We start from the raw sequence: 19,349 nt of genomic DNA, 5'->3' as shown, positions 1-19,349 counted from the left end.
CCGCGCGGGTTTCTTCCTTCTCCCCTTGTGGGAGAAGGTCAGGGCCCGATGCGATACGCCGCGACCTGCGCCTTTAGCTCATTCAGCGGTGCAAGCGGCGCCTTCGGATCGACGCGATACTCCCCGCTCGCCAGCCACTTCAGCACCTTCGCATCAATCACCGGCGAATGGTGGATGACGTCGCTGTAATTGCCGAGATCGTGCGTCACCTGCTTGATCGCGCGGAAATCGTGCAGGCGCACGTTGGGAAGCTGCGTCAGGATTTGCGCAGTGCGTGCGGAGAGATCGGTGACGATCTTCAGCGTCTCGGGTGATGCATCGCGCATCGCGACGAATTGCAGGATCGAATAGGGCGGGAAGTAGATGTCGAAGGTCACGTCCGGATGGCGCGTGATCAGGCCGACCGCATCGCGCTCGAAATGCCGCACCATGGCATCGAAACCATAGCCTTCACCGAGGAAACGGCTGCGGGCGGGAGCGGTGATGTAGGCGAAGGCGGCAAGCGTCCGCTGCGCATTGTAGCCGCTCGCGACGTCGAAATCCCGCGGCAGCGCGTAGATGTCATCGACGTCGGGCAGCGCAAACCTAAGGGGGAGATAAGGCGCCGCCCGGGTCAGCGGCTCTCGCAATGACGCGACCGACCGCAGCAATGCGAACGCGGATTCCTTCGCCATCGCAGCGCTGAAAAGATAAGACCCGATCCCCCTGGCCGTCCTGCGATAGAGATCGACGGACAGATAGGGATCGGCCTCGATGTCGGTGGCATCGATAAAGATGAAGTCGTCCATCGCCCAGATCACCCGCTTTGCGCCGCGCTCGATCGCCTGCTCCAGCACAAAAGCCTGCTGGCGCGAATTGGAGCCGGTCATCGCCAGCTTGAGCGAACGGACGCCGAGCGCACGATCGATCTCGCTCTGGCGGAAATGGATCGCGAGTGAGGTGCCCATGAAGGCGGTGTCGAACGACTGGCTGCGGATCAGCCCGGCATTCTGCACGCGCGTGTCCTCGGAATAGAAGGCTGCGACGAAATACGAAGGGCGGAACAGTTGCAGGGGATCGACGACGTAGTTGAGTGCCGCCGCGCCCAGAACGCACGCAATGCTCGCGAGCAGAAGACGCCTTAGGTGTGTGAACGGCGTGCGCATCAGAACCGGAAATAGATGAATTCGCTGTGGCTCTGGATGCCCAGAATGCCGAACGCGAGCACCAGCGATGCCCCATAGAGCACCAGCGGCCGCATCCGCCCTGCCCGCAAGTCCTCGCCGACCCTGCGGCTGGCGTGATCGTATCCCATGATGCCTTGCGTGTTCGGCGCCAGCCACACCAGTGCGGCGTAAATCGTGACCTGCACCAGCGCCGCGATCTCCTCGCGGCCGAAGACGATGTTCGAGAGATCAGCCATCGCGTGGAGCACCCGCAACGCCCAGGCAACGCTCTCGGCGCGGAAGAACACCCAAGCGACGACGACGGCGAGGAAGGTCAGCACTGCGCCAGCGATGCGGACCGGCCTCGCAAGAAGCGATGGAACGTCCGGCACCAGCGCGTTGAAGGCATGATTGATGCAGAGATAGACGCCGTGCAGCGCACCCCATACCACGAACGTCCAGGCCGCGCCGTGCCAGAGCCCACCGAGCAGCGTCGTGAGCATCAGATTGACGTAGCGCAGCACGCGGCCCCTGCGATTGCCGCCGAGCGGGATGTAGAGATAGTCGCGCAAGAACTGCGACAGCGTCATGTGCCAGCGCCGCCAGAACTCGACGATGCTGACCGCCTTGTAGGGCGAGTTGAAATTCACCGGCAGGAAAATGCCGAACATCAGCGAGATCCCGATCGCCATGTCGGAATAGCCGGAGAAGTCGAAATAAAGCTGGAACGTGTAGGCGAGCGCACCACACCAGGCCTGGTCAAAGCTCGGCGAGCGCGTCTCGAAGGCGAGCGCGACCAGTGGCTGGATGCCGTCGGCAAGACACGTCTTCTTGAACAGGCCGATGGCGAAGATGATGACCCCGCACAGGATCAGATGCGCATCCGGAAGCTTGCTCTCCTTCCGATCGAATTGCGGGATCATGTCCTTGTGATGGAGAATCGGTCCTGCGATCAGATGCGGGAAATAGGTCACGAACAGCGCGTAGTGCGGCAGCGCATAGGCCGCGACCTGCCCGCGGTAAGCGTCCACCAGGAACGCAATCTGGGTGAACGTGTAGAAGGAGATGCCGACCGGCAGCAGGATATGGACCGCGAAATGCGTGCCGGCCAGCGCATTGATGTTCTCGGTGACGAAGCCGGCATATTTGAAGATGCCGAGCACGAGGAGATCGCCGATGACACCAAGAGCGAGCGCCGTCTTTCGGTGCGGCGACGTGAGCTTCGCCAAGATGAGGAGATGGCCGACGCCATAGTTGAAGGCGATCGAGATCAGCAACAGGGCCAGGAATGGCCAGCTGCCGGTGGCGTAAAAAGCGAGCGAGGCCGCCGCCAGCCAGATCACCGGCGTCAGATTGCTGCGCCGCCCGAGCCAGAAGTAGCCAGCCAGCACGGCCGGCAGGAACAGCAGGATGAACGGATAGGAATTGAACAGCATCAGGCTGCACCGGCGGCGGGGATATGGGCCGTAAAGCATACCAGGGCGAGGTCAACAACCCGGCGATCTGGCACGGTCCTTGCCGCTAGCTGCGCTAGCAATTCGCGGTCTCGTCGCCATATGATGCGCGACCTGCCGCCGCCCATGGCCGTCATTGCCCGGCTTGACCCGGCCATCCATCACTCCGAACTTCGTTCTTGATGGATGCGGGTCAAGCCCGCGCATGACGATCTGGGTTCCGACGAGACATGAACGAGGATCGAGTGACACAGGCCAAAACACCTTTCCAGCCGCCCGTCGCCCCGCGCCGGCCGCATTCCTTCACGCGGCACGGCATCACCGTGACCGACGAGTATGCCTGGCTGAAGGACGAGAAGTGGCAGGAGGTTTTGCGCGATCCCAGCGTGCTCGATCCCGACATCCGGAAATATCTGGATGAGGAGAACGTCTACACCGAGAGCCTGCTTGGCCACACCGCCACTCTCCAGAAGACGCTGGTGCGCGAGATGCGGGGGCGGATCAAGGAGGACGATTCCAGCGTGCCTTCGCCCGACGGTCCCTTCGCCTATTTCCGCCGGTTTCGCGAGGGCGGGCAGCACGAGCTGTTCGGCCGCATGCCGCGCGACGGCGGCGACGGCCAGATCGTGCTCGACGGCGACGCACTCGCCAAGGACCACAAATACTTCAAATTCGGCGGCAGCCGGCACTCGCACGACCACAAGCTCCAGGCCTGGAGCGCCGACACCAAGGGCTCCGAATATTTTTCCATCCGCGTGCGTGATTGGGCTACGGCCAAGGACCTTGACGATATCGTCGAGGAGACCGACGGCGGCATCGTCTGGAGCAAAGATTGCAAGAGCTTCTTCTATGTGAAGCTCGACGACAATCATCGGCCGATGCAGGTGTGGCGGCACAGGCTCGGCACCAAGCAGGCCGACGACACACTCGTCTATGAGGAGCAGGATGCCGGCTGGTTCACCCACCTGCACGAGAGCACCAGCGGCCGCTTCTGCGTGATCGCCGGCGGCGACCACGAGACCTCCGAGCAACGGCTGATCGACCTCGCCAATCCGGAGGCGCCGCCGCGCCTGGTCGCAGCGCGCGAAGAGGGCGTGCAATATTCGCTGGCCGATCGCGGCGACGAGCTCTTCATCCTCACCAATGCCGACGATGCCATCGACTTCAAGATCGTCACGGCGCCGCTCGGCGCGCCCGAGCGCAAGAACTGGCGCGATCTGATCCCATATCGTCCCGGCATCTACATCATCGACCTCGATCTCTATGCCGGTCATCTGGTGCGGCTCGAGCGCGCCAATGCGCTGCCGGCAATCGTGATCCGCGATCTCGCCACGAACGAGGAGCATGCCATCGCCTTCGACGAGGCCGCCTATTCGCTGGACACGATGGGCTCGTACGAGTTCGAGACGACGAATCTGCGCTTTTCCTATTCGTCGATGACGACGCCGTCGGAGGTCTATGATTACGACATGGTCAAGCGCACGCGCACCTTGCGCAAGCGTCAGGAGATTCCGTCCGGCCATGATGCCGCTGACTACGTCACCACGCGCATCATGGCAAAGGCGCATGACGGCGCCGAGGTGCCGGTGTCGATCCTGCATCGTCGCGGGCTCACGCTGGACGGCTCGGCGCCGCTGCTGCTCTATGGTTACGGCTCCTACGGCATGGCGATGCCGGCCTCGTTCAGCGCTAACCGCCTGTCGTTGGTCGATCGCGGCTTCGTCTATGCCATCGCCCATATCCGCGGCGGTGCCGACAAGGGTTGGGGCTGGTATCTCGACGGCAAGCGCGAGAAGAAGACGAATTCGTTCGACGATTTTGCCGCCAGCGCCCAGGCGCTGATTGATGCGAAGTACACTAGCGCCAAACGCATTATCGGCCATGGTGGCTCGGCCGGCGGCATGCTGATGGGCGCGGTCGCCAATCGCGCCGGCGAACTGTTCGCCGGCATCGTTGCCGAAGTGCCGTTCGTCGACGTGCTCAACACCATGCTCGACGACACGCTGCCGCTGACGCCGCCGGAATGGCCGGAATGGGGTAACCCGATCGAAAGCGAGAAGGATTTTCGCACCATCCTGTCCTACTCGCCTTATGACAATATCGCGGCGAAAGACTATCCGGCGATCCTGGCGATGGGCGGATTGACCGATCCGCGCGTCACCTATTGGGAGCCTGCCAAATGGATCGCGCGCCTGCGCGCCACCATGATCGGCGGCGGGCCGGTGTTGCTGCGTACCAACATGGGCGCCGGCCATGGCGGCGCCTCGGGACGCTTCGACCGACTCGATGAAGTCGCGATCGTCTACGCATTCGCACTGTGGGCGGCGGGGATGGCGGAAGCGTGATCTTCTGCCTCTCCCCTTTCCGGCAACCATATGGCGTTTAGCGCGACCTGGGGGCGCGCCTCGTCCTTCGAGACGACCGCTTCGCGGTCTCCTCAGGATGAGGCTAAGCAGCGTTGTTGCTCGTTGAACTGCGCCCGCGCACTCGCTTCCTCATCCTGAGGGCCCGCCAACGGCGGGCGTCTCGAAGGATGGCCACAGACGAAATCGCTCCTATGTGCCATTGCCCCGATCGCAACGGGGAGAAGCGAAGAAATTAGCGCCCGTTCTTCTTCCGCCACTCCGCGAAGTCGGTGAGCGTCTGCGGATCGGTCGCGGGGTAAAGACCAAAGATGCCGCGGCCTTTGCCGACTTCCTCAGTGACGAAGTCCTCGAACGCCGTCATCTCAAACGTCTCGTTGGCGATCTCGTCGGCAAGATGCGCGGGGATGACGATGACACCGTCGGAATCGCCGAGAATGACGTCGCCGGGGAACACCGGCGCATCGCCGCAGCCGATCGGCACGTTGATCTCGATTGCCTGATGCAGTGTCAGATTGGTCGGCGCCGAGGGGCGGTGATGAAACGCGGGGAAGCCGAGTTTTGCGATCTCGGCGGAATCGCGAAAGCCGCCATCGGTGACGACACCGGCGACGCCGCGCTTCATCAGCCGTGTGACCAGAATCGCGCCGGCAGAGGCCGCGCGCGCGTCCTTGCGGCTGTCCATCACCAGCACGCTGCCTGCCGGACAATCCTCGACCGCCTTGCGTTGCGGATGGGAACGGTCCTTGAAGACGTCAATGGTGTTGAGATCCTCGCGCGCCGGCATGTAGCGCAGCGTGAAGGCCTCGCCGACGATGGTCGGCTGGTCGGGACTTAAGGGGCGCACATCCTGGATCATCTGGATGCGCAGGCCGCGTTTGAACAGCGCGGTGGCGACCGTGGCGGTGGAGACGGATTTGAGCTTGTTGCGGGTCGTTTCGGTAAGTTTGGGCATTTGGTGCACTCTCTCTAATGGTCATTCCGGGGCGCGAAGCGAGCCCGGAATCTCGAGGTTCCGGGTTCGATGCTTCGCATCGCCCCGAACGACGGTGAAACTAGTAAATCGAAGGCTCTCCGACCGGCGCGCCGAAACCGGTCTCGAGGAAGTCGAAGTCGCAGCCGTCATTGGCCTGCTTGATGTGTTTTGTGAACATCCAGCCATAGCCCCGCTCGAAACGGGGCTCGGGCTGTTTCCAGGCGGCGCGGCGCTTTTCCAGCTCGGCTTCGGGGACATCGAGATTGATGCTGCGCGCGGCAACGTCGAGCGTGATGCGGTCGCCGTTCCGGACCAGCGCCAGCGGGCCGCCGATATAGGACTCAGGCGAAACGTGCAGGATGCAGGCGCCATAGCTGGTGCCGCTCATGCGTGCATCCGAGATGCGCACCATGTCGCGCACGCCCTGCTTCACGAGTTTTGTCGGGATCGGCAGCATGCCCCATTCCGGCATGCCCGGTCCGCCCTGCGGCCCGGCATTGCGCAAGATCAGGATGTGATCCTCGGTGACGTCGAGATTGGGATCGTCGACCGCCTTCTTCATCGCGGGGTAATCGTCAAACACCAGCGCAGGTCCGGTGTGCTTGAGGAAGCGCGGCGCGCAGGCCGAGGGCTTGATGACGCAGCCGTCGGGCGCGAGATTGCCCTTGAGCACGGCGAGCGCGCCTTCCTTGTAGATGGGATTGTCGACCGAGCGGATCACATCGGCATTGTGGACCTCGGCGCCCTCGATGTTCTCGCCCAGCGTCTTGCCGGTGACCGTGACGCAGCCGAGATGCAGATGCGGCTTGATCTGGCCCATCAGCGCCGGCAGGCCGCCGGCATAGAAAAAATCTTCCATCAGGTACGTATCGCCGCTCGGCCGCACGTTGGCGATCACCGGTACCTTGCGGCTCGCGATCTCGAAATCGTCAAGGCTGATGTCCTGGCCGGCGCGGCGGGCCTGCGCGATCAGATGGATGATGGCATTGGTCGAGCAGCCCATCGCCATCGCGACCGCAATCGCGTTCTCGAACGCCTGGCGAGTCTGGATCGTCTTCGGCGTCAGATCCTCCCACACCATCTCGACGATGCGGCGGCCGCATTCGGAGGCCATGCGGATGTGGTTGGCATCGGCGGCCGGAATCGAGGACGCGCCGGGCAGCGTCATGCCGATCGCTTCCGCGATCGCCGTCATGGTCGAGGCCGTGCCCATGGTCATGCAGGTGCCGTAGCTGCGGGCAATGCCGGCCTCGATATCGAGCCAGTCCTTGTCGGAGATTTTTCCGGCGCGGCGCTCGTCCCAATATTTCCAGCCGTCTGAGCCCGAGCCGAGCGTCTTGCCCTTCCAATTGCCGCGCAGCATGGGACCGGCCGGCAGATAGATCGCCGGGATGTTCATCGAGGTTGCCCCTAGCAGCAGCGCCGGCGTGGTCTTGTCGCAGCCGCCCATCAGCACCACGCCGTCGACGGGATGGCTGCGCAGCAATTCCTCGGCGTCCATCGCCAGCAGATTGCGGTAGAGCATGGTGGTGGGCTTGAGCAGCGATTCCGACAGCGACAGTGCCGGCAGCTCCAGCGGCAGGCCGCCGGCCATCAGGATGCCGCGCTTGACGTCGTCGACGCGCGACTTGAAGTGCATGTGGCAGGGCTGCGCATCCGACCAGGTATTGAGGATCGCGATGATCGGCCGGTCCTTCCACTCTTCCGGCGCGTAGCCCATCTGCATGGTGCGGGAGCGGTGGCCGAACGAGCGGAGATCGTCGGGCGCGAACCAGCGCGCGCTGCGGAGCTGGTCGGGCGTTTTCTTCTTGTTGTTGGTCATGATTGGGTGCCCCATTTCTGGACGGTGTTCCGCTCGATGGCGCGGAAGATCAGGTTCTCGACAAAGAGCCCGATGATGATCACGGTCAAGAGGCCTGCGAAGACAGCAGGAATGTCGAGCAGATTGCGGTTCTCGAAGATGAACCAGCCGAGCCCGCCCTGGCCCGAGGACACGCCGAACACCAGCTCGGCCGCGATCAGCGTGCGCCAGGCAAACGCCCAGCCGATCTTGAGGCCGGTGAGGATCGAGCCGAAGGCCGCGGGTATGAGGATCTTGGCGACGTAAGGCAGACCGCGCAGGCCGTAATTACGGCCGACCATGCGCAGCGTGTTGGACACGCTCTTGAAGCCGGAATGGGTGTTGAGCGCGACCGGCCACAGCACCGAATGGATCAGCACGAAGACGAGACTGCCGTTGCCGAGGCCGAACCAGATCAGCGCCAACGGCAGTAGCGCGATTGCCGGCAGCGGGTTGAACATCGCCGTCACGGTCTCGAGGAAGTCGGTGCCGATGCGGGTCGAGATGGCGAGCACGGTGAAGATCGCCGCCAGCACGATGCCGGCCGAGTAGCCCATGAACAGCACCTTCAGCGAGGTCCAGGCCCGCATCGGAATGGTGCCGTCCTTGACCCGCTCGAACAGCGTGACGAAAGTGTCGTGCAACGTCGGAAACAGCAGGGGATTGTCGAGGGTGACGCCGTAGGCCTCCCAGACCGCCGCGAGGAACAGGATAATAACGGTCTTGCGGACGAAACCGTCGTTCCACAGCAGCTCAGGCACGCTGAGCTTGCGCTCGATTTCGCCGGCGCCGGAAGATGCGGCAGCCGAAGCGTCGCGCAGCAGGATTCTCGCTTCACCCATCAGAGACTCCCTCAATGCGCCACGGCTTCGGAGGCGAACAGGAGATCGTGGATCTCCTTCTCGAGCCGGCCGGCGCTGCCGTCTCCATTGGAGACCTTGTCGACATCGACCACCTCGGCCTTGACGCGGCCGGGATGCGGCGACAGCAAGAGGATGCGGTTGCCGATGCGGATCGCCTCCGCGATCGAGTGGGTCACGAACAGCACGGTGAATTTGGTTTCGCTCCAGAGCTGGAGCAGTTCGTCCTGGCAGGTCCGGCGCGTCAGCGCGTCGAGCGCGGCGAACGGCTCGTCCATCAGCAGGATGTCCGGCTCCATCGCCATGCCGCGCGCGATCGCGACGCGCTGTTTCATGCCGCCGGAGAGCGTGTGCGGATAGGCATCGACAACGCGGGTGAGGCCGACCTTTTCGATATAGGCCCGCGCTTTCGCTTCGGCGTCCTTGCGCGACAGCTTTCTCGCCGTGAGCAGCGGGAACATCACGTTGGCGAGCACGGTCTTCCAGGGCAGGAGCTGGTCGAATTCCTGGAAGATCATCATGCGGTCGGCGCCGGGACCAACGATCTCGCGGCCGTTGATGGTCATGCGACCTTCGCCCGGAATCATGTAGCCGCCGACGGCCTTGAGCAGGGTCGACTTGCCGCAGCCGGAGGGACCGAGCAACACGAAGCGATCGGACCGATCGACGGTGAAGCTCACTTTTTCCGTGGCGGTGACGACGGCACTGGAGGTCTTGTAGCGCAGCGTCACGCCGCTGACGTCGAGCAGTGCCATCAATTGCCCTTCAGATCGTGGGCGACGGGAAGATAGTAATCCGTCCAGGCCTTGGGCTGATTCTTCAGCGTTCCGGTCTTGTAGAGATGGGCGGCGAATTTCATCGTGCCCTGCGGCTCGAGATTCCACTCCATCATGCCGGGCTCCTTCAGAAGATCGAGCAGCTCTTCCACCGATGTCTTGTCGCCGGTGATCTCCTTGTAGATCTCGACCGCCTGCTTGGTATCGCTGCGGATCAGATCCTGCGCTTCCTTGGTGGCGTCGCGCACGGCCTGGATGATTTTTGGATTGGCGTCGGCAAACTTCGTCGTGGTGAAGAATTGGGCCTGGCTGAGCGGGCCGCCCATCACGTCGGGCGACGACAGCACCACATGCGCACCCGGCACGTTCTTCAGCTCCAGGAAGGTGAAGGGCGGGATCGAGAAGTGGTTGTGCACCTCATGCTTGGGGTTGGACAGCGCCGCATAGGCGTCGGGGTGACCGAGCTGCACGGTGCTGGCATCCAACTTCGACCGTTGGTCGGCACCAAAAGCCTCGGCGGCCGCGATCTGAAGCACGATCGCCTGGGTCGAAACCTTCACGGTCGGCACCGCGATCTTGTCGCCCGGGCCGAAATCCTTGATCGACTTGATGTTGGCGTCGCGGCTGATCAGCGTCATCGGCTGCGCCGAGGTGGCGACGATGCCCTTCACGCCGCCGCGGGTGCGATCCCACAGCAGCAGCAGATTGCCGGTGCCGGTGTTGAGAATGTCGACGCCGCCGGCGAGCAGCGCGTCGGTCTGCGCCCCGCCGCCGGAGAAGGTGATCCATTTGGTAGTGACACCGGGTACGCCGACGGAAGCCGCGTGCTTCTCGATCAGCTTCAGCTTCTCCATGATGTGGCTCGGCATGTAGAAGATGCCGGGCTGGCGCGACAGCGCGACTTCGGATTTCTGCTGAGCCTTGGCCGGCGAGCCCACCAAGGCCGTCCCGGCGATCAGGGCGATGGCTGCAAACCCACTCTGCAATTGCTTCATCATTGTTGTTCGTTTCCTCCGGCCGCCATTGACGTGCGATGCCATTGCCATTGATGCACTAATGCATTAGTGCATCAATGGCAAGCCCGCCGGAGCCGTCGCCATGGAATCAACCCATCCCGCGTCCCATGCCGCCGCCCGCTCCCGCGCGCGGCTCGACCGGGCCCGGCAGGCCGCGCCGCAGGTATTCGAGCGGCTGCGCAACGCGATTGTCGCGCTCGAGCTGCCGCCGGGCGCGCCGTTGTCGCGCACCGATCTCGCCGCGCAGTTCGGCGTCAGCTCGACGCCGATCCGCGACGCCCTGATGCGACTGGAGGAAGAAGGGCTCGTCGACGTGTTTCCGCAGCACGCGACCGTGGTCAGCCGGGTCGATGTCGGTCGCGCCGAGCAGGCGCATTTCCTGCGCCAGGCGCTGGAGCTCGAAATCGTCCGTCTGCTCGCGGAAAGGGATGACGCGGCTCTGGTCATCCGCCTCGACCACGCGATCGCGCTGCAGCAACAATTCGCCAAGGCCGGCGACTTCGAGAGCTTCATCGCCGGCGACAATGATTTTCACGCGCAGCTCTATGGGGCCGCCGGCAAGCAGGAGCTCTGGACGCTGGTGCGCAGCCGCAGCGGACATATCGATCGACTGCGACGGCTGCATTTGCCCTCGCCTGGCAAGGCCCAGAACATCGTCCGGCACCACAGACTGATCGCGCGCGCGATCGAGACTGGAGACGCCGAGGCCGCGCAACAGCATCTGCGCAAGCATCTGTCGGGGACGCTGAGCGAGCTGGACAAGATTCGAAGCCGCTATCCCGAGTATCTGACCGACTAGGAGTCCCCGAGTTGGCCTCTTATGCACGAGAGCATGCATATAGTCGGCGGGATCGGGTTAGTCTCGAGCGGAATGGTGTCGCTCGCGAAGTGCTTGCAGGCTGGGCAGAATCCGCGCAACAATTTCGTGTTTGATGATTTGATTTGGGCCGCTGGGAATGTTCCATTCGGTCCGGAGGATTTCAGACGTGGCCAACATCCTGATCGTGGATGACGACGCGGCCGTGCAGATCACGATCCGGCTGCTCCTGGAGAGGGCCGGTCATCACGTCACCGTCGCCTGCGATGGCCACAAGGGACTGGCGTTGTTCGAGGCTAGCCCGTTCGACCTGTTGTTTCTCGACATTTTCATGCCCGGCATGGACGGGCTGGAAACGATGCGCCATATCCGGGCGCTGGCCCCAGCCATCCCGATCATCGTCATTTCCGGCCGTTCGGCCACGCCGGACGCTTATGCGGAGCCGGATTTCCTGAAGATGGCAACCAAGCTCGGCGCGGAGGCAAGCCTGCAAAAGCCGTTCCGACCAGGCGCACTGCTCGCGGCGGTCGATGGTTGCCTAGGCACGGCACAGGCGGCATCGCTGGGGAATCCGGATGTCGGCATCGGCCAGCGATGACAAGGAGCTTCATTCCGTTGCAGGCCGGAACAGGCACGGCCATTCGGGAAGCGGTGCGAATATCCCCATGACGCTCGCAACGCGGCTTGCCATCGCGATGATCCTGCTGGTGGCGGTGACCGTGGCCGCTGTCGGATGGCTCGGCTATCGCAACACCACCCAGGCCGTCATTCCGCGGGTGCTGGAACGCGTCGAAGCCCAGTCACGGCTGCTGGCAACCAATCTCGAATCCTACGTTGCCGGCGCGCGCGGCGATCTGCTCGGCTACCGCTCTGCCGCAGCCATCAACGGCCTGATCCGCGCTCACATTGGTGGAGGCATCGACCCATCCGACGGCGTTTCGGAACAAACCTGGCGCGAGCGCATCGCAGCGCGGCTCGCCGCCGAGATCGACGCCAAGCCCAGCTATGGACAGTTTCGCATCATCGGTCTGGACGACGACCAGCGCGAGCTGGTCCGCGTCGATCGCTCCGGCCCGAATGGAAAGGCGCGGATCGTCCCCAGTGACGAATTGGAGCGCAAGGGCGAACGAGCCTACTTCCACGAGACGATTCGACTGGCGGCGGGTGAAATCTATGTTTCACCGATCAATCTCGCCACGCGCCAGGGGGGAACCACCGCCTCCCACATTCCGACGTTGCGCGTCGCGACACCCCTGTTCACGCCGGACGGCAGGCCGTTCGGCATCATCATTGCCAATATCGACATGCGTCCGGCCCTCGAGCGCGTCCGAGCGACGGCTGCCTCAGGAGGAGAGATCTACGTCGTGAATTCGCGCGGCGACTATCTCGTCCATCCCGATCGCACCCGGGAGTTCGGCGCATTGCATGATCGTCCCAACGACTGGCGCAAGGATTTTCCATATTTTGCAGCCTTGGCCGGGACGCTGGAAGGATCCACGCGGCTCATGACCGACGGATCGGGCCGCCCGAGCGGGGCGGCCATCGCGCCGGCGCTGCTCGTGGGCAAGGAATGGGTTGCGATCATCGAGACGATTCCCCCGCCGGTGTTCGGCCTCGTGCCGGCAGCCATTCAAAGAACGTCCTTGCTCGTCGGCGGGCTTGCCGTGCTCGCTGCGGCTTTACTCGCGGTGCTCCTGGCGCGCTCGCTGACGCGCCCGATCGGGCGCCTGACCGCGGCCGTGGAAGCCATCGGCGGCGGGCGTCCCGCGGACATACCGGTCGACGCCAGCGGCGAGACCGGCGTGCTGGCACGGGCCTTTGCCCAGATGGTCGAGGAGACCCGGGCGAAAACGGCCGCGCTCCAACGCGAGATCGAGGAGCATCGCCGCACCGAGGCAGCTCGAAGCCATCATGCAGCGCGCGAGCGCTTGTTCAGCGCCGCAGTGGAATCATCCGACGATGCGATCGTGATGCAGACGCTCGATGCGATCATCACGGGCTGGAATCCGGCTGCCGAACGCCTCTACGGCTATTCGGCGGACGAGGCGATCGGGAAATCCACCGCGATCATCGTACCTGCCGATCGCCGCGAGCAGGGCAAGCTCTATTTGCAGCGGATCGCCCGGGGCGAGCCGATAGAACGGTTCGAGACGGTGCGCTTGCGCAAGGACGGCACTCCGGTCGAGATCTCGCTCAGCCTCTCGCCGATCCGGGGACCGTCGGGCGAGATCGTCGGCGCCTCCGGATCTGCACGCAGCCTCACCGAGGCGCGGCGGGCCGAACGGGCGCTGCAGCAGCAGCTCGAGGAGCGGCGGCAGATCTTCGAGACGTCGCAGGACCTGATCATGGTGATGGACGCGCACGGCCACATCGCGCAGATCAGCCCGAGCAGCGAGGCCATTCTCGGCTACCCGCCGGAGGAGATGATCGGCCGCAACGGCGCCGACTTCGTTCATCCCGACCATCTGGAGCAGTCTCGCCAGAACATGCGCGTGATGCGGCGTGGCGAGCGGCCGAAGCTCGCTGACACGCGCTGCTTCCACAAGAACGGACACGAGGTCTGGCTGTCCTGGCTCGGCAACTGGTCCGAGCAGGCGCAGCGCTTCTTCTTCGTCGGACGCGACATGACGGAGGCGCGGCTCGCGCAGGAATCGCTGCGCGAGAGCGAACGTCTCGCCCGCAACATCGTCGAGACCTCGCTCGACGCCTTCGTGCAGACCGACGAGACCGGCAGCATCCTGAACTGGAATTCGCAAGCCGAACGGCTGTTCGGCTGGCGCCGCGACGAGGTGCTCGGCAAGAACACGATCGATCTGATCGTCGCCGAAAGCGAACGCGACAGGGTCTGGACCGGCCTGAAGCACTTCCTGGAACACGAGGGCGACAGGACGTTGAATCGACGCCGCGAGCTGATGTGCCGCCGCCACGACGGCAAGGAGTTCAGGGCCGAGCTCAGCGTCACCGCGCTGAAGCGCCGCGAGGGCCTGCTGTTCAACGTTTTCTACCGCGACCTCACCGACAAGATCGCCGCCGAGGAGCGCATCCGTCATGCCGAGAAGATGGAGGCCGTAGGCCAGCTTACCGGCGGCGTGGCGCACGACTTCAACAACATCCTCACCGTCATCACCGGAACCATCGAGATCCTGGCGGAGGCGGTCGAGAAGGAGCCGCAGCTCGCGGCCATCACCAAGATGATCGACGAGGCGGCCGCGCGCGGCGCCGATCTGACCCAGCACCTGCTCGCCTTCGCGCGCAAGCAGCCGCTCCAGCCGCGCGAGGTCGATATCAATTCGCTGATCGTCGACACCGCGAAACTGCTGCGCCCGACGCTGGGCGAGCAGATCCAGATCGAATCGGCATTCGAGGACGAGAGCTGCGTCGCGATCGTCGATCCCAACCAACTCACCACCGCGATCCTCAATCTCGCGCTCAATGCCCGCGACGCCATGCCAGGCGGCGGCAAGCTGATTCTGGAGACGGGCGCCGCCTATCTCGACGAGGTCTATGCCAGCGCCAACGACGTACCGCCGGGGCACTATGCGCTGATTGCCGTGAGCGACACCGGCACCGGAATCCCTGCGAACATGCTGCCCAGGGTGTTCGATCCCTTCTTCACCTCGAAGGGCCCGGGCAAGGGCACCGGACTCGGACTCTCAATGGTTTACGGCTTCATCAAGCAGTCCGCTGGGCACATCAAGATCTACAGCGAGGAAGGCCACGGCACCACGATCAAGATGTACCTGCCGCCGGGCAAGACACCGACGGCGGTCGGCGAGGGTGTGACGGCGGCGCCAATCGAGGGCGGGCACGAGACCATCCTTGTGGTCGAGGACGACCGGCTGGTCCGTGACTACGTATTGGCTCAGCTGCATTCGCTGGGATACGTCACTTTGCAGGCCGCGAACGCGGCCGAGGCGCTCGCGATCGTTGCCGCAGGCAAGCCGTTCGACCTCCTGTTCACCGACGTCATCATGCCCGGCAAGATGAACGGGCGTCAGCTCGCCGACGAGCTCCAGAAGACCCGCCCCGATCTCAGGGTGGTCTACACCTCCGGCTATACCGAGAATGCGATCATCCATCACGGCCGGCTGGATGCGGGCGTGCTGCTGCTGGCCAAGCCTTATCGCAAGTCCGATCTGGCGCGGATCATCCGAAAGGCATTGAGCGAGTGAGGTATGTTCGCGCAACGTGGAACACTGCGCCGCAGAGTCGGAACCCAGAACTTCTTGCGATTAGTTGAAAAGATGGACCCCGGCTCGGCAGCGCATCAGTGCGTGACGCGCTGGGTCCGGGGCACGAAAGAGAGATCTCGTCCTACGACGCGCGCTGGGCTGCGGTCATCACGATGCGGATCAGGTCGGCGGCATTGCGCGCGCCGAGCTTCTTCATGATGTTGGCGCGGTGGTCCTCGATGGTACGCGGGCTGATGCCGAGCGTACGGCCGGCTTCCTTGTTGGATGCACCGGAGGCGAACTGCTCGAGCACCTCGCGCTCCCTGCGCGTCAACGGCTCGCGTCCGGGGAAATGCAGCGAACCGAATTTCGGCGACGCGTTCTCCGCCTGCCGTCGTGCATAGGCGCCGATCGCCTCGTCGAGTCGGCCGACAATCTCGCTGCCGCGGAATGGCTTCTCGATAAAGTCGAGCGCACCGCTCTTGATCGCGCCCACCGCCATCGCGATGTCGCCCTGCCCGGAGATCATGAAGATCGGCGCCGGATAGTCCTCGCCGTGCAATTCCTTGAGAATGTCGAGGCCCGACTTTCCGGGAATATGCACGTCGAGCAGGATCGCAGCCGGTGTGCGGTTTCGCGCGACGGATAGCAGCGCTGCGCCGTCCGCAAAACAGATCACCTCATAGCCCGCCGCCTTCAACACCATCGACAAGGTGTCGCGAACGGCAGGGTCGTCGTCGACCACGAAGATTTCACCGCGAGAGCTTTGTTCGGCCATGTGCCACATCCGGTTGGCATGAAGGACTCGCGTCCGCGCCAACCGTTATGGCGTTCGGCGCGGATTCGGCCCACCCGTATTTGTACGGGACACGGACTTAACGCACAAGTAGCGGCATGGCGCCTAATTGCAGAGGACGGAGAATATCCATGCTAAATTTGGCCGATACGCCGCCGTTGGTCGCAACGCCCGAAGTCGAGAGCCGTGAGCTGATTGCGGCTGACCTTCGCTTGCTGATCGCGCAGATCGAGACCAGCATGCGCCGGATCGCCGCAGCCATGGATCAAGAACACGGCGATGATCCGGAAAGTTCCGCGGACGTCTTCATCCTCGACGACGTCACGCCCCCATACGCCACCGCGAGCGTCGCCCTCGGCGCCTGCAGGGCGGGGCTTCGCCACGCCCTGCAATGCCTATCGGAATCCAGCGACGTGTAGGATCGCGATCAGCGCGGCGGCGCAGCCGCCACATCCGATCGCATGGCAGCTCCGCAGCTAAAGCGCGACGAGATCAGGATCAATCGTCATCGCGCTTTAGGCTGTTGTTTGAGCATGATCTTTTCGGAAAACCGCTTCGCACTTTGCGCTAACGCGGCCCTTCGGATCCGGATCATGCTTCAGGCGCGGTGCCGTTCCACGATCGCCTCGGTGGCGACACCACCCCAAGTATGGATGGCGGGCAAGCCCATCGCGGTCTTGCTAAGATTAGCGAGGCTGATGCGCAGGGCCGCGAGATCCAGCGGCTTCGGCAGACTCTGGAGCTCGATCCCGACGGAACGGGCGAAGCTGCGGGCAGCACTGCGGCGCTTGCCGTCCATACCGCTGATCACGATCACGGCGCCGGCGAATTTCGCCTCTTTCATCTCGCGCAGCACGTCGATGCCGTCGCCATCCTCCAGCACGAGGTCGAGCGTAACGCAGTCGAAGCGCGCGGCGCGAAGCTTCTTGATCGCTTCCGCCACCGACGGCGCCACGGTGACTTCGTGGCCGGCCTGCTTGGCGGCGACTGTGATCAGGCTGCGCTGCGTGGCGTCGTCATCGACCACCAGGAGCTGAAGCGCACGCCGCTCGGCGACGTCGGGCAGGTTTGACGGGATCGGGGAGAGAGAGCTTCTGGGCATTGCCGTATCCTGAGATTGAGACCAGCAATGGCTACACGGCTCGCGCTTAGATGACGTAAAGCTGCTCCGGCAAATTGGTTCGGATGTTTCAGCAAATCTAAAGCAACATGGCGGAAAGCGCGGCGGCAGCCACGCCCCGATCAGGCCGCGGCGTCATGGCCTCCGGCCGCGCCGCGCTTCTTCCGGTTCTTGCCGCGCAGGAACTGGATGTCCATCTCGGCGCCGTTGACGCGCACCAGCTCGCAGCGGCGGTAGGCGAGGCCGGTTGACGACAGCAGCAGGAAGAACTCTTTCAGGTTCAGCCCCTGGATCGAGCCTTCCACCGTGAGGATGGCGTCGGTATCGGAGATCGCGTTGAGCTTGCAGTCGCGCCGCCAGGTGCCGTCGATCGCCATGATGCAGACGTCATAGCCACGGCTGAACGTCACGCGCTCCGCACCTTTTCCATCCTCGGCCATGCTTACCGTCCTGCCATCACCGCGAGGCGCGGGGCCACGCCGGCCAGAGCCGGCTTGGCTGCCGCCGTGCGCGGATCGTTCGGCTTGTAGAGGCCGCGCCGTTCCGCAATCGGCCTGAACGTGTCGGTCAGTCCGACCACGGTCTCGGCTGCACCCAGCACCAGGAAGCCATCGGGCTCGATCTGGCGCGCCAGACGGTTGAAGACGTTGATCTTGGTGTCCTGGTCGAAATAGATCAGCACGTTGCGGCAGAAGATCACGTCGAAGGTGCCGAGCTGGGCAAAATCATGCAGCAAATTGAGCTGCCGATGCTGGATCATCGCCCGCAATTCGGGATTGATCTGCCAGGTCTCGCCGGTCTGCTTGAAATATTTGACCAGCATCTGAATCGGCAGGCCACGCTGCACCTCGAACTGGCTGTAGACCCCGGCCTTGGCCTTTTCCAGCACCTCCTGCGACAGATCGGTCGCGATGATCTCGATGCGCCAACCGGTGAGGGCCGCGCCCATCTCCTTGAGGCACATCGCCAGCGAATAGGGCTCCTGCCCGGTCGAGCCGGCGGCGCACCAGATGCGCACGCTGCGGCGGCCGGCGCGCGCCTTGATGACCTCGGGCATGATCGTGTCGCGGAAATGATCGAACGGCACCTTGTCGCGAAAGAAGAAGGTCTCGTTGGTGGTCATGGCTTCGACCACGTCGGTGATCAGCGGGCGCGAGCCGGCTTGCAGCTTCTGCACAAGCTCGGCGATGCCGGAGAACCCGGCCTTGCGGGCGAGCGGCAGGAGACGGCTTTCGATCAGGTATTGCTTGTCCGCGGACAGGTCGAGACCGGAATTATCCTTTAGGAACTTGCGCAGATACTCATACTCGGTCGGCGTCACTGATGGCCTCTTCGAAACTGTACAGGGGACACTCTGGCCAAGACACGCGGGCCAGACACACTCAGACCATGGCTTGTCCGACCGGGATCAAACCAACTTCAGCGAATTTATCGGCGATAATGTCCTTGTCGAAGGGCTTCATGATGTACTCGTTGGCGCCGCCGCTGAGCGCCTGGGCGATATGAGCCACGTTGTTCTCGGTGGTGCAGAACACCACCTTGGGCTGGTCGCCGCCGGGCAGGCGACGCATGTGGCCCATGAACTCGAAGCCGTCCATCACGGGCATGTTCCAGTCGAGCAGCACCGCATCGGGCAGCTTGCGCTGGCAGATTTCGAGCGCCTTCGACCCGTCCTCGGCCTCGGTGACCTCGAACTCGAGGCCTTCCAGGATCCGGCGCGCGATCTTGCGCACGACACTGGAATCATCGACCACCAAACACGTCTTCATTTCGGTTCTCCGGCTTCGATGTTTCGGTTGGCTCACGCAGCCATTTGCACTTTGGTTTCGAGCTCGAGGACGCGATCGACGTCGAGGACGACCATGAGCTGGCCGTCGAGGCGGTGGACGCCGCCGGCGAGCTTGGCCATGCGGGGGTCGAGGTTGACGGGGTTGTCTTCCTTGCCGTCCTCGGGCAGGCGCAGCACCTCGCCGATCTGGTCGATGAGCAGGCCGTAGGATTCGCCGCGCAGGTC

The 19,349-nt window shown here is 63.7% G+C and carries 18 protein-coding genes; 5 read left to right on the top strand and 13 right to left on the bottom strand.

Translation table 11 applies throughout. The features are described 5' to 3' along the window. Window positions 1-38: 38 nt before the first annotated feature. Window positions 39-1,145: a hypothetical protein gene (locus IVB12_RS28210; protein WP_247303991.1), complete on the bottom strand. Its 1,107-nt coding sequence runs from the start codon at window positions 1,143-1,145 to the stop codon at window positions 39-41. Continuing rightward, window positions 1,145-2,581: an MBOAT family O-acyltransferase gene (locus IVB12_RS28205; RefSeq protein WP_247303989.1), complete on the bottom strand. Its 1,437-nt coding sequence runs from the start codon at window positions 2,579-2,581 to the stop codon at window positions 1,145-1,147. The genes IVB12_RS28210 and IVB12_RS28205 overlap by 1 nt, the downstream gene beginning before the upstream one ends. A 263-nt stretch (window positions 2,582-2,844) precedes the next feature. Between IVB12_RS28205 and IVB12_RS28200 the strand changes: the two genes are divergently transcribed. Beyond that, a complete protein-coding gene (locus IVB12_RS28200) occupies window positions 2,845-4,944 on the top strand; it encodes a S9 family peptidase (protein ID WP_247303986.1) in 2,100 nt (699 codons plus the stop codon). A gap of 253 nt (window positions 4,945-5,197) precedes the next feature. Here the strand turns inward: IVB12_RS28200 and IVB12_RS28195 are convergent, their stop codons facing one another. The 5 genes from IVB12_RS28195 to IVB12_RS28175 form a co-directional block, all read right to left on the bottom strand. Next, window positions 5,198-5,917: a ribonuclease activity regulator RraA gene (locus IVB12_RS28195; protein ID WP_247303984.1), complete on the bottom strand. Its 720-nt coding sequence runs from the start codon at window positions 5,915-5,917 to the stop codon at window positions 5,198-5,200. Window positions 5,918-6,017: 100 nt separating this feature from the next. Further along, window positions 6,018-7,760 (bottom strand): L-arabinonate dehydratase, encoded by a 1,743-nt coding sequence (gene araD / locus IVB12_RS28190; protein ID WP_247303982.1) that lies wholly within the window; start codon window positions 7,758-7,760, stop codon window positions 6,018-6,020. Further along, entirely contained in the window at window positions 7,757-8,620 is an 864-nt protein-coding gene (locus IVB12_RS28185; protein ID WP_247303980.1) for an ABC transporter permease, read from the bottom strand. The genes araD and IVB12_RS28185 overlap by 4 nt, the downstream gene beginning before the upstream one ends. An 11-nt stretch (window positions 8,621-8,631) precedes the next feature. Next, window positions 8,632-9,393, bottom strand: a complete 762-nt coding sequence (locus IVB12_RS28180; protein ID WP_247303978.1) for an ABC transporter ATP-binding protein — start codon at window positions 9,391-9,393, stop codon at window positions 8,632-8,634. Continuing rightward, window positions 9,393-10,412 (bottom strand): ABC transporter substrate-binding protein, encoded by a 1,020-nt coding sequence (locus IVB12_RS28175; RefSeq protein WP_247303976.1) that lies wholly within the window; start codon window positions 10,410-10,412, stop codon window positions 9,393-9,395. The genes IVB12_RS28180 and IVB12_RS28175 overlap by 1 nt, the downstream gene beginning before the upstream one ends. 100 nt (window positions 10,413-10,512) lie before the next feature. Between IVB12_RS28175 and IVB12_RS28170 the strand changes: the two genes are divergently transcribed. The 3 genes from IVB12_RS28170 (at window position 10,513) to IVB12_RS28160 (ending at window position 15,419) form a co-directional block, all read left to right on the top strand. Then, window positions 10,513-11,229, top strand: a complete 717-nt coding sequence (locus tag IVB12_RS28170) for a GntR family transcriptional regulator (RefSeq protein ID WP_247303974.1) — start codon at window positions 10,513-10,515, stop codon at window positions 11,227-11,229. A gap of 187 nt (window positions 11,230-11,416) precedes the next feature. After that, window positions 11,417-11,845: a response regulator gene (locus IVB12_RS28165; RefSeq protein WP_247303972.1), complete on the top strand. Its 429-nt coding sequence runs from the start codon at window positions 11,417-11,419 to the stop codon at window positions 11,843-11,845. Beyond that, the gene (locus IVB12_RS28160) at window positions 11,823-15,419 is read left to right on the top strand and encodes a PAS domain S-box protein (protein ID WP_247303969.1); all 3,597 of its coding nucleotides are present in this window, start codon (window positions 11,823-11,825) and stop codon (window positions 15,417-15,419) included. The genes IVB12_RS28165 and IVB12_RS28160 overlap by 23 nt, the downstream gene beginning before the upstream one ends. Before the next feature lie 142 nt (window positions 15,420-15,561). On the opposite strand, the gene IVB12_RS28155 is transcribed toward IVB12_RS28160, so the two are convergent. Continuing rightward, window positions 15,562-16,197, bottom strand: a complete 636-nt coding sequence (locus IVB12_RS28155) for a response regulator (RefSeq protein WP_091897867.1) — start codon at window positions 16,195-16,197, stop codon at window positions 15,562-15,564. A gap of 149 nt (window positions 16,198-16,346) precedes the next feature. On the opposite strand from IVB12_RS28155, the gene IVB12_RS28150 reads away from it, so the two are divergent. Continuing rightward, window positions 16,347-16,634: a hypothetical protein gene (locus IVB12_RS28150; RefSeq protein WP_247303967.1), complete on the top strand. Its 288-nt coding sequence runs from the start codon at window positions 16,347-16,349 to the stop codon at window positions 16,632-16,634. 179 nt (window positions 16,635-16,813) lie between these two features. Here the strand turns inward: IVB12_RS28150 and IVB12_RS28145 are convergent, their stop codons facing one another. From IVB12_RS28145 to IVB12_RS28125, 5 genes are all read right to left on the bottom strand, one after another. After that, window positions 16,814-17,317 (bottom strand): response regulator, encoded by a 504-nt coding sequence (locus IVB12_RS28145; protein ID WP_247279754.1) that lies wholly within the window; start codon window positions 17,315-17,317, stop codon window positions 16,814-16,816. A 140-nt stretch (window positions 17,318-17,457) separates the two neighbouring features. Continuing rightward, the gene (locus IVB12_RS28140) at window positions 17,458-17,775 is read right to left on the bottom strand and encodes a hypothetical protein (RefSeq protein WP_011083221.1); all 318 of its coding nucleotides are present in this window, start codon (window positions 17,773-17,775) and stop codon (window positions 17,458-17,460) included. A 2-nt stretch (window positions 17,776-17,777) separates the two neighbouring features. Continuing rightward, window positions 17,778-18,656 carry a protein-glutamate O-methyltransferase CheR gene (locus tag IVB12_RS28135; RefSeq protein ID WP_247303965.1) on the bottom strand — a complete coding sequence of 293 codons (879 nt, stop codon included), beginning with the start codon at window positions 18,654-18,656 and terminating at the stop codon, window positions 17,778-17,780. A 61-nt stretch (window positions 18,657-18,717) separates the two neighbouring features. Further along, window positions 18,718-19,104: a response regulator gene (locus tag IVB12_RS28130; RefSeq protein ID WP_027577509.1), complete on the bottom strand. Its 387-nt coding sequence runs from the start codon at window positions 19,102-19,104 to the stop codon at window positions 18,718-18,720. A 32-nt stretch (window positions 19,105-19,136) separates the two neighbouring features. Next, a partial coding sequence (locus IVB12_RS28125) for a chemotaxis protein CheW (RefSeq protein WP_247303962.1) occupies window positions 19,137-19,349 on the bottom strand: 213 nt, incomplete at its 5' end.

It is taken from the genome of Bradyrhizobium sp. 179 (genome assembly GCF_023073535.1).
GTDB lineage: Bacteria > Pseudomonadota > Alphaproteobacteria > Rhizobiales > Xanthobacteraceae > Bradyrhizobium.
This window is presented reverse-complemented; position numbering and strand designations above follow the sequence as displayed.

Coding starts and splice junctions, on each gene's coding strand:
- IVB12_RS28210 (WP_247303991.1), bottom strand. CDS start 1,145: ATGCGCACGCCGTTCACACACCTAAGGCGTCTTCTGCTCGCGAGCATT.
- IVB12_RS28150 (WP_247303967.1), top strand. CDS start 16,347: ATGCTAAATTTGGCCGATACGCCGCCGTTGGTCGCAACGCCCGAAGTC.
- IVB12_RS28205 (WP_247303989.1), bottom strand. CDS start 2,581: ATGCTGTTCAATTCCTATCCGTTCATCCTGCTGTTCCTGCCGGCCGTG.
- araD (WP_247303982.1), bottom strand. CDS start 7,760: ATGACCAACAACAAGAAGAAAACGCCCGACCAGCTCCGCAGCGCGCGC.
- IVB12_RS28155 (WP_091897867.1), bottom strand. CDS start 16,197: ATGGCCGAACAAAGCTCTCGCGGTGAAATCTTCGTGGTCGACGACGAC.
- IVB12_RS28170 (WP_247303974.1), top strand. CDS start 10,513: ATGGAATCAACCCATCCCGCGTCCCATGCCGCCGCCCGCTCCCGCGCG.
- IVB12_RS28145 (WP_247279754.1), bottom strand. CDS start 17,317: ATGCCCAGAAGCTCTCTCTCCCCGATCCCGTCAAACCTGCCCGACGTC.
- IVB12_RS28140 (WP_011083221.1), bottom strand. CDS start 17,775: ATGGCCGAGGATGGAAAAGGTGCGGAGCGCGTGACGTTCAGCCGTGGC.
- IVB12_RS28185 (WP_247303980.1), bottom strand. CDS start 8,620: ATGGGTGAAGCGAGAATCCTGCTGCGCGACGCTTCGGCTGCCGCATCT.
- IVB12_RS28175 (WP_247303976.1), bottom strand. CDS start 10,412: ATGATGAAGCAATTGCAGAGTGGGTTTGCAGCCATCGCCCTGATCGCC.
- IVB12_RS28195 (WP_247303984.1), bottom strand. CDS start 5,917: ATGCCCAAACTTACCGAAACGACCCGCAACAAGCTCAAATCCGTCTCC.
- IVB12_RS28180 (WP_247303978.1), bottom strand. CDS start 9,393: ATGGCACTGCTCGACGTCAGCGGCGTGACGCTGCGCTACAAGACCTCC.
- IVB12_RS28160 (WP_247303969.1), top strand. CDS start 11,823: ATGTCGGCATCGGCCAGCGATGACAAGGAGCTTCATTCCGTTGCAGGC.
- IVB12_RS28130 (WP_027577509.1), bottom strand. CDS start 19,104: ATGAAGACGTGTTTGGTGGTCGATGATTCCAGTGTCGTGCGCAAGATC.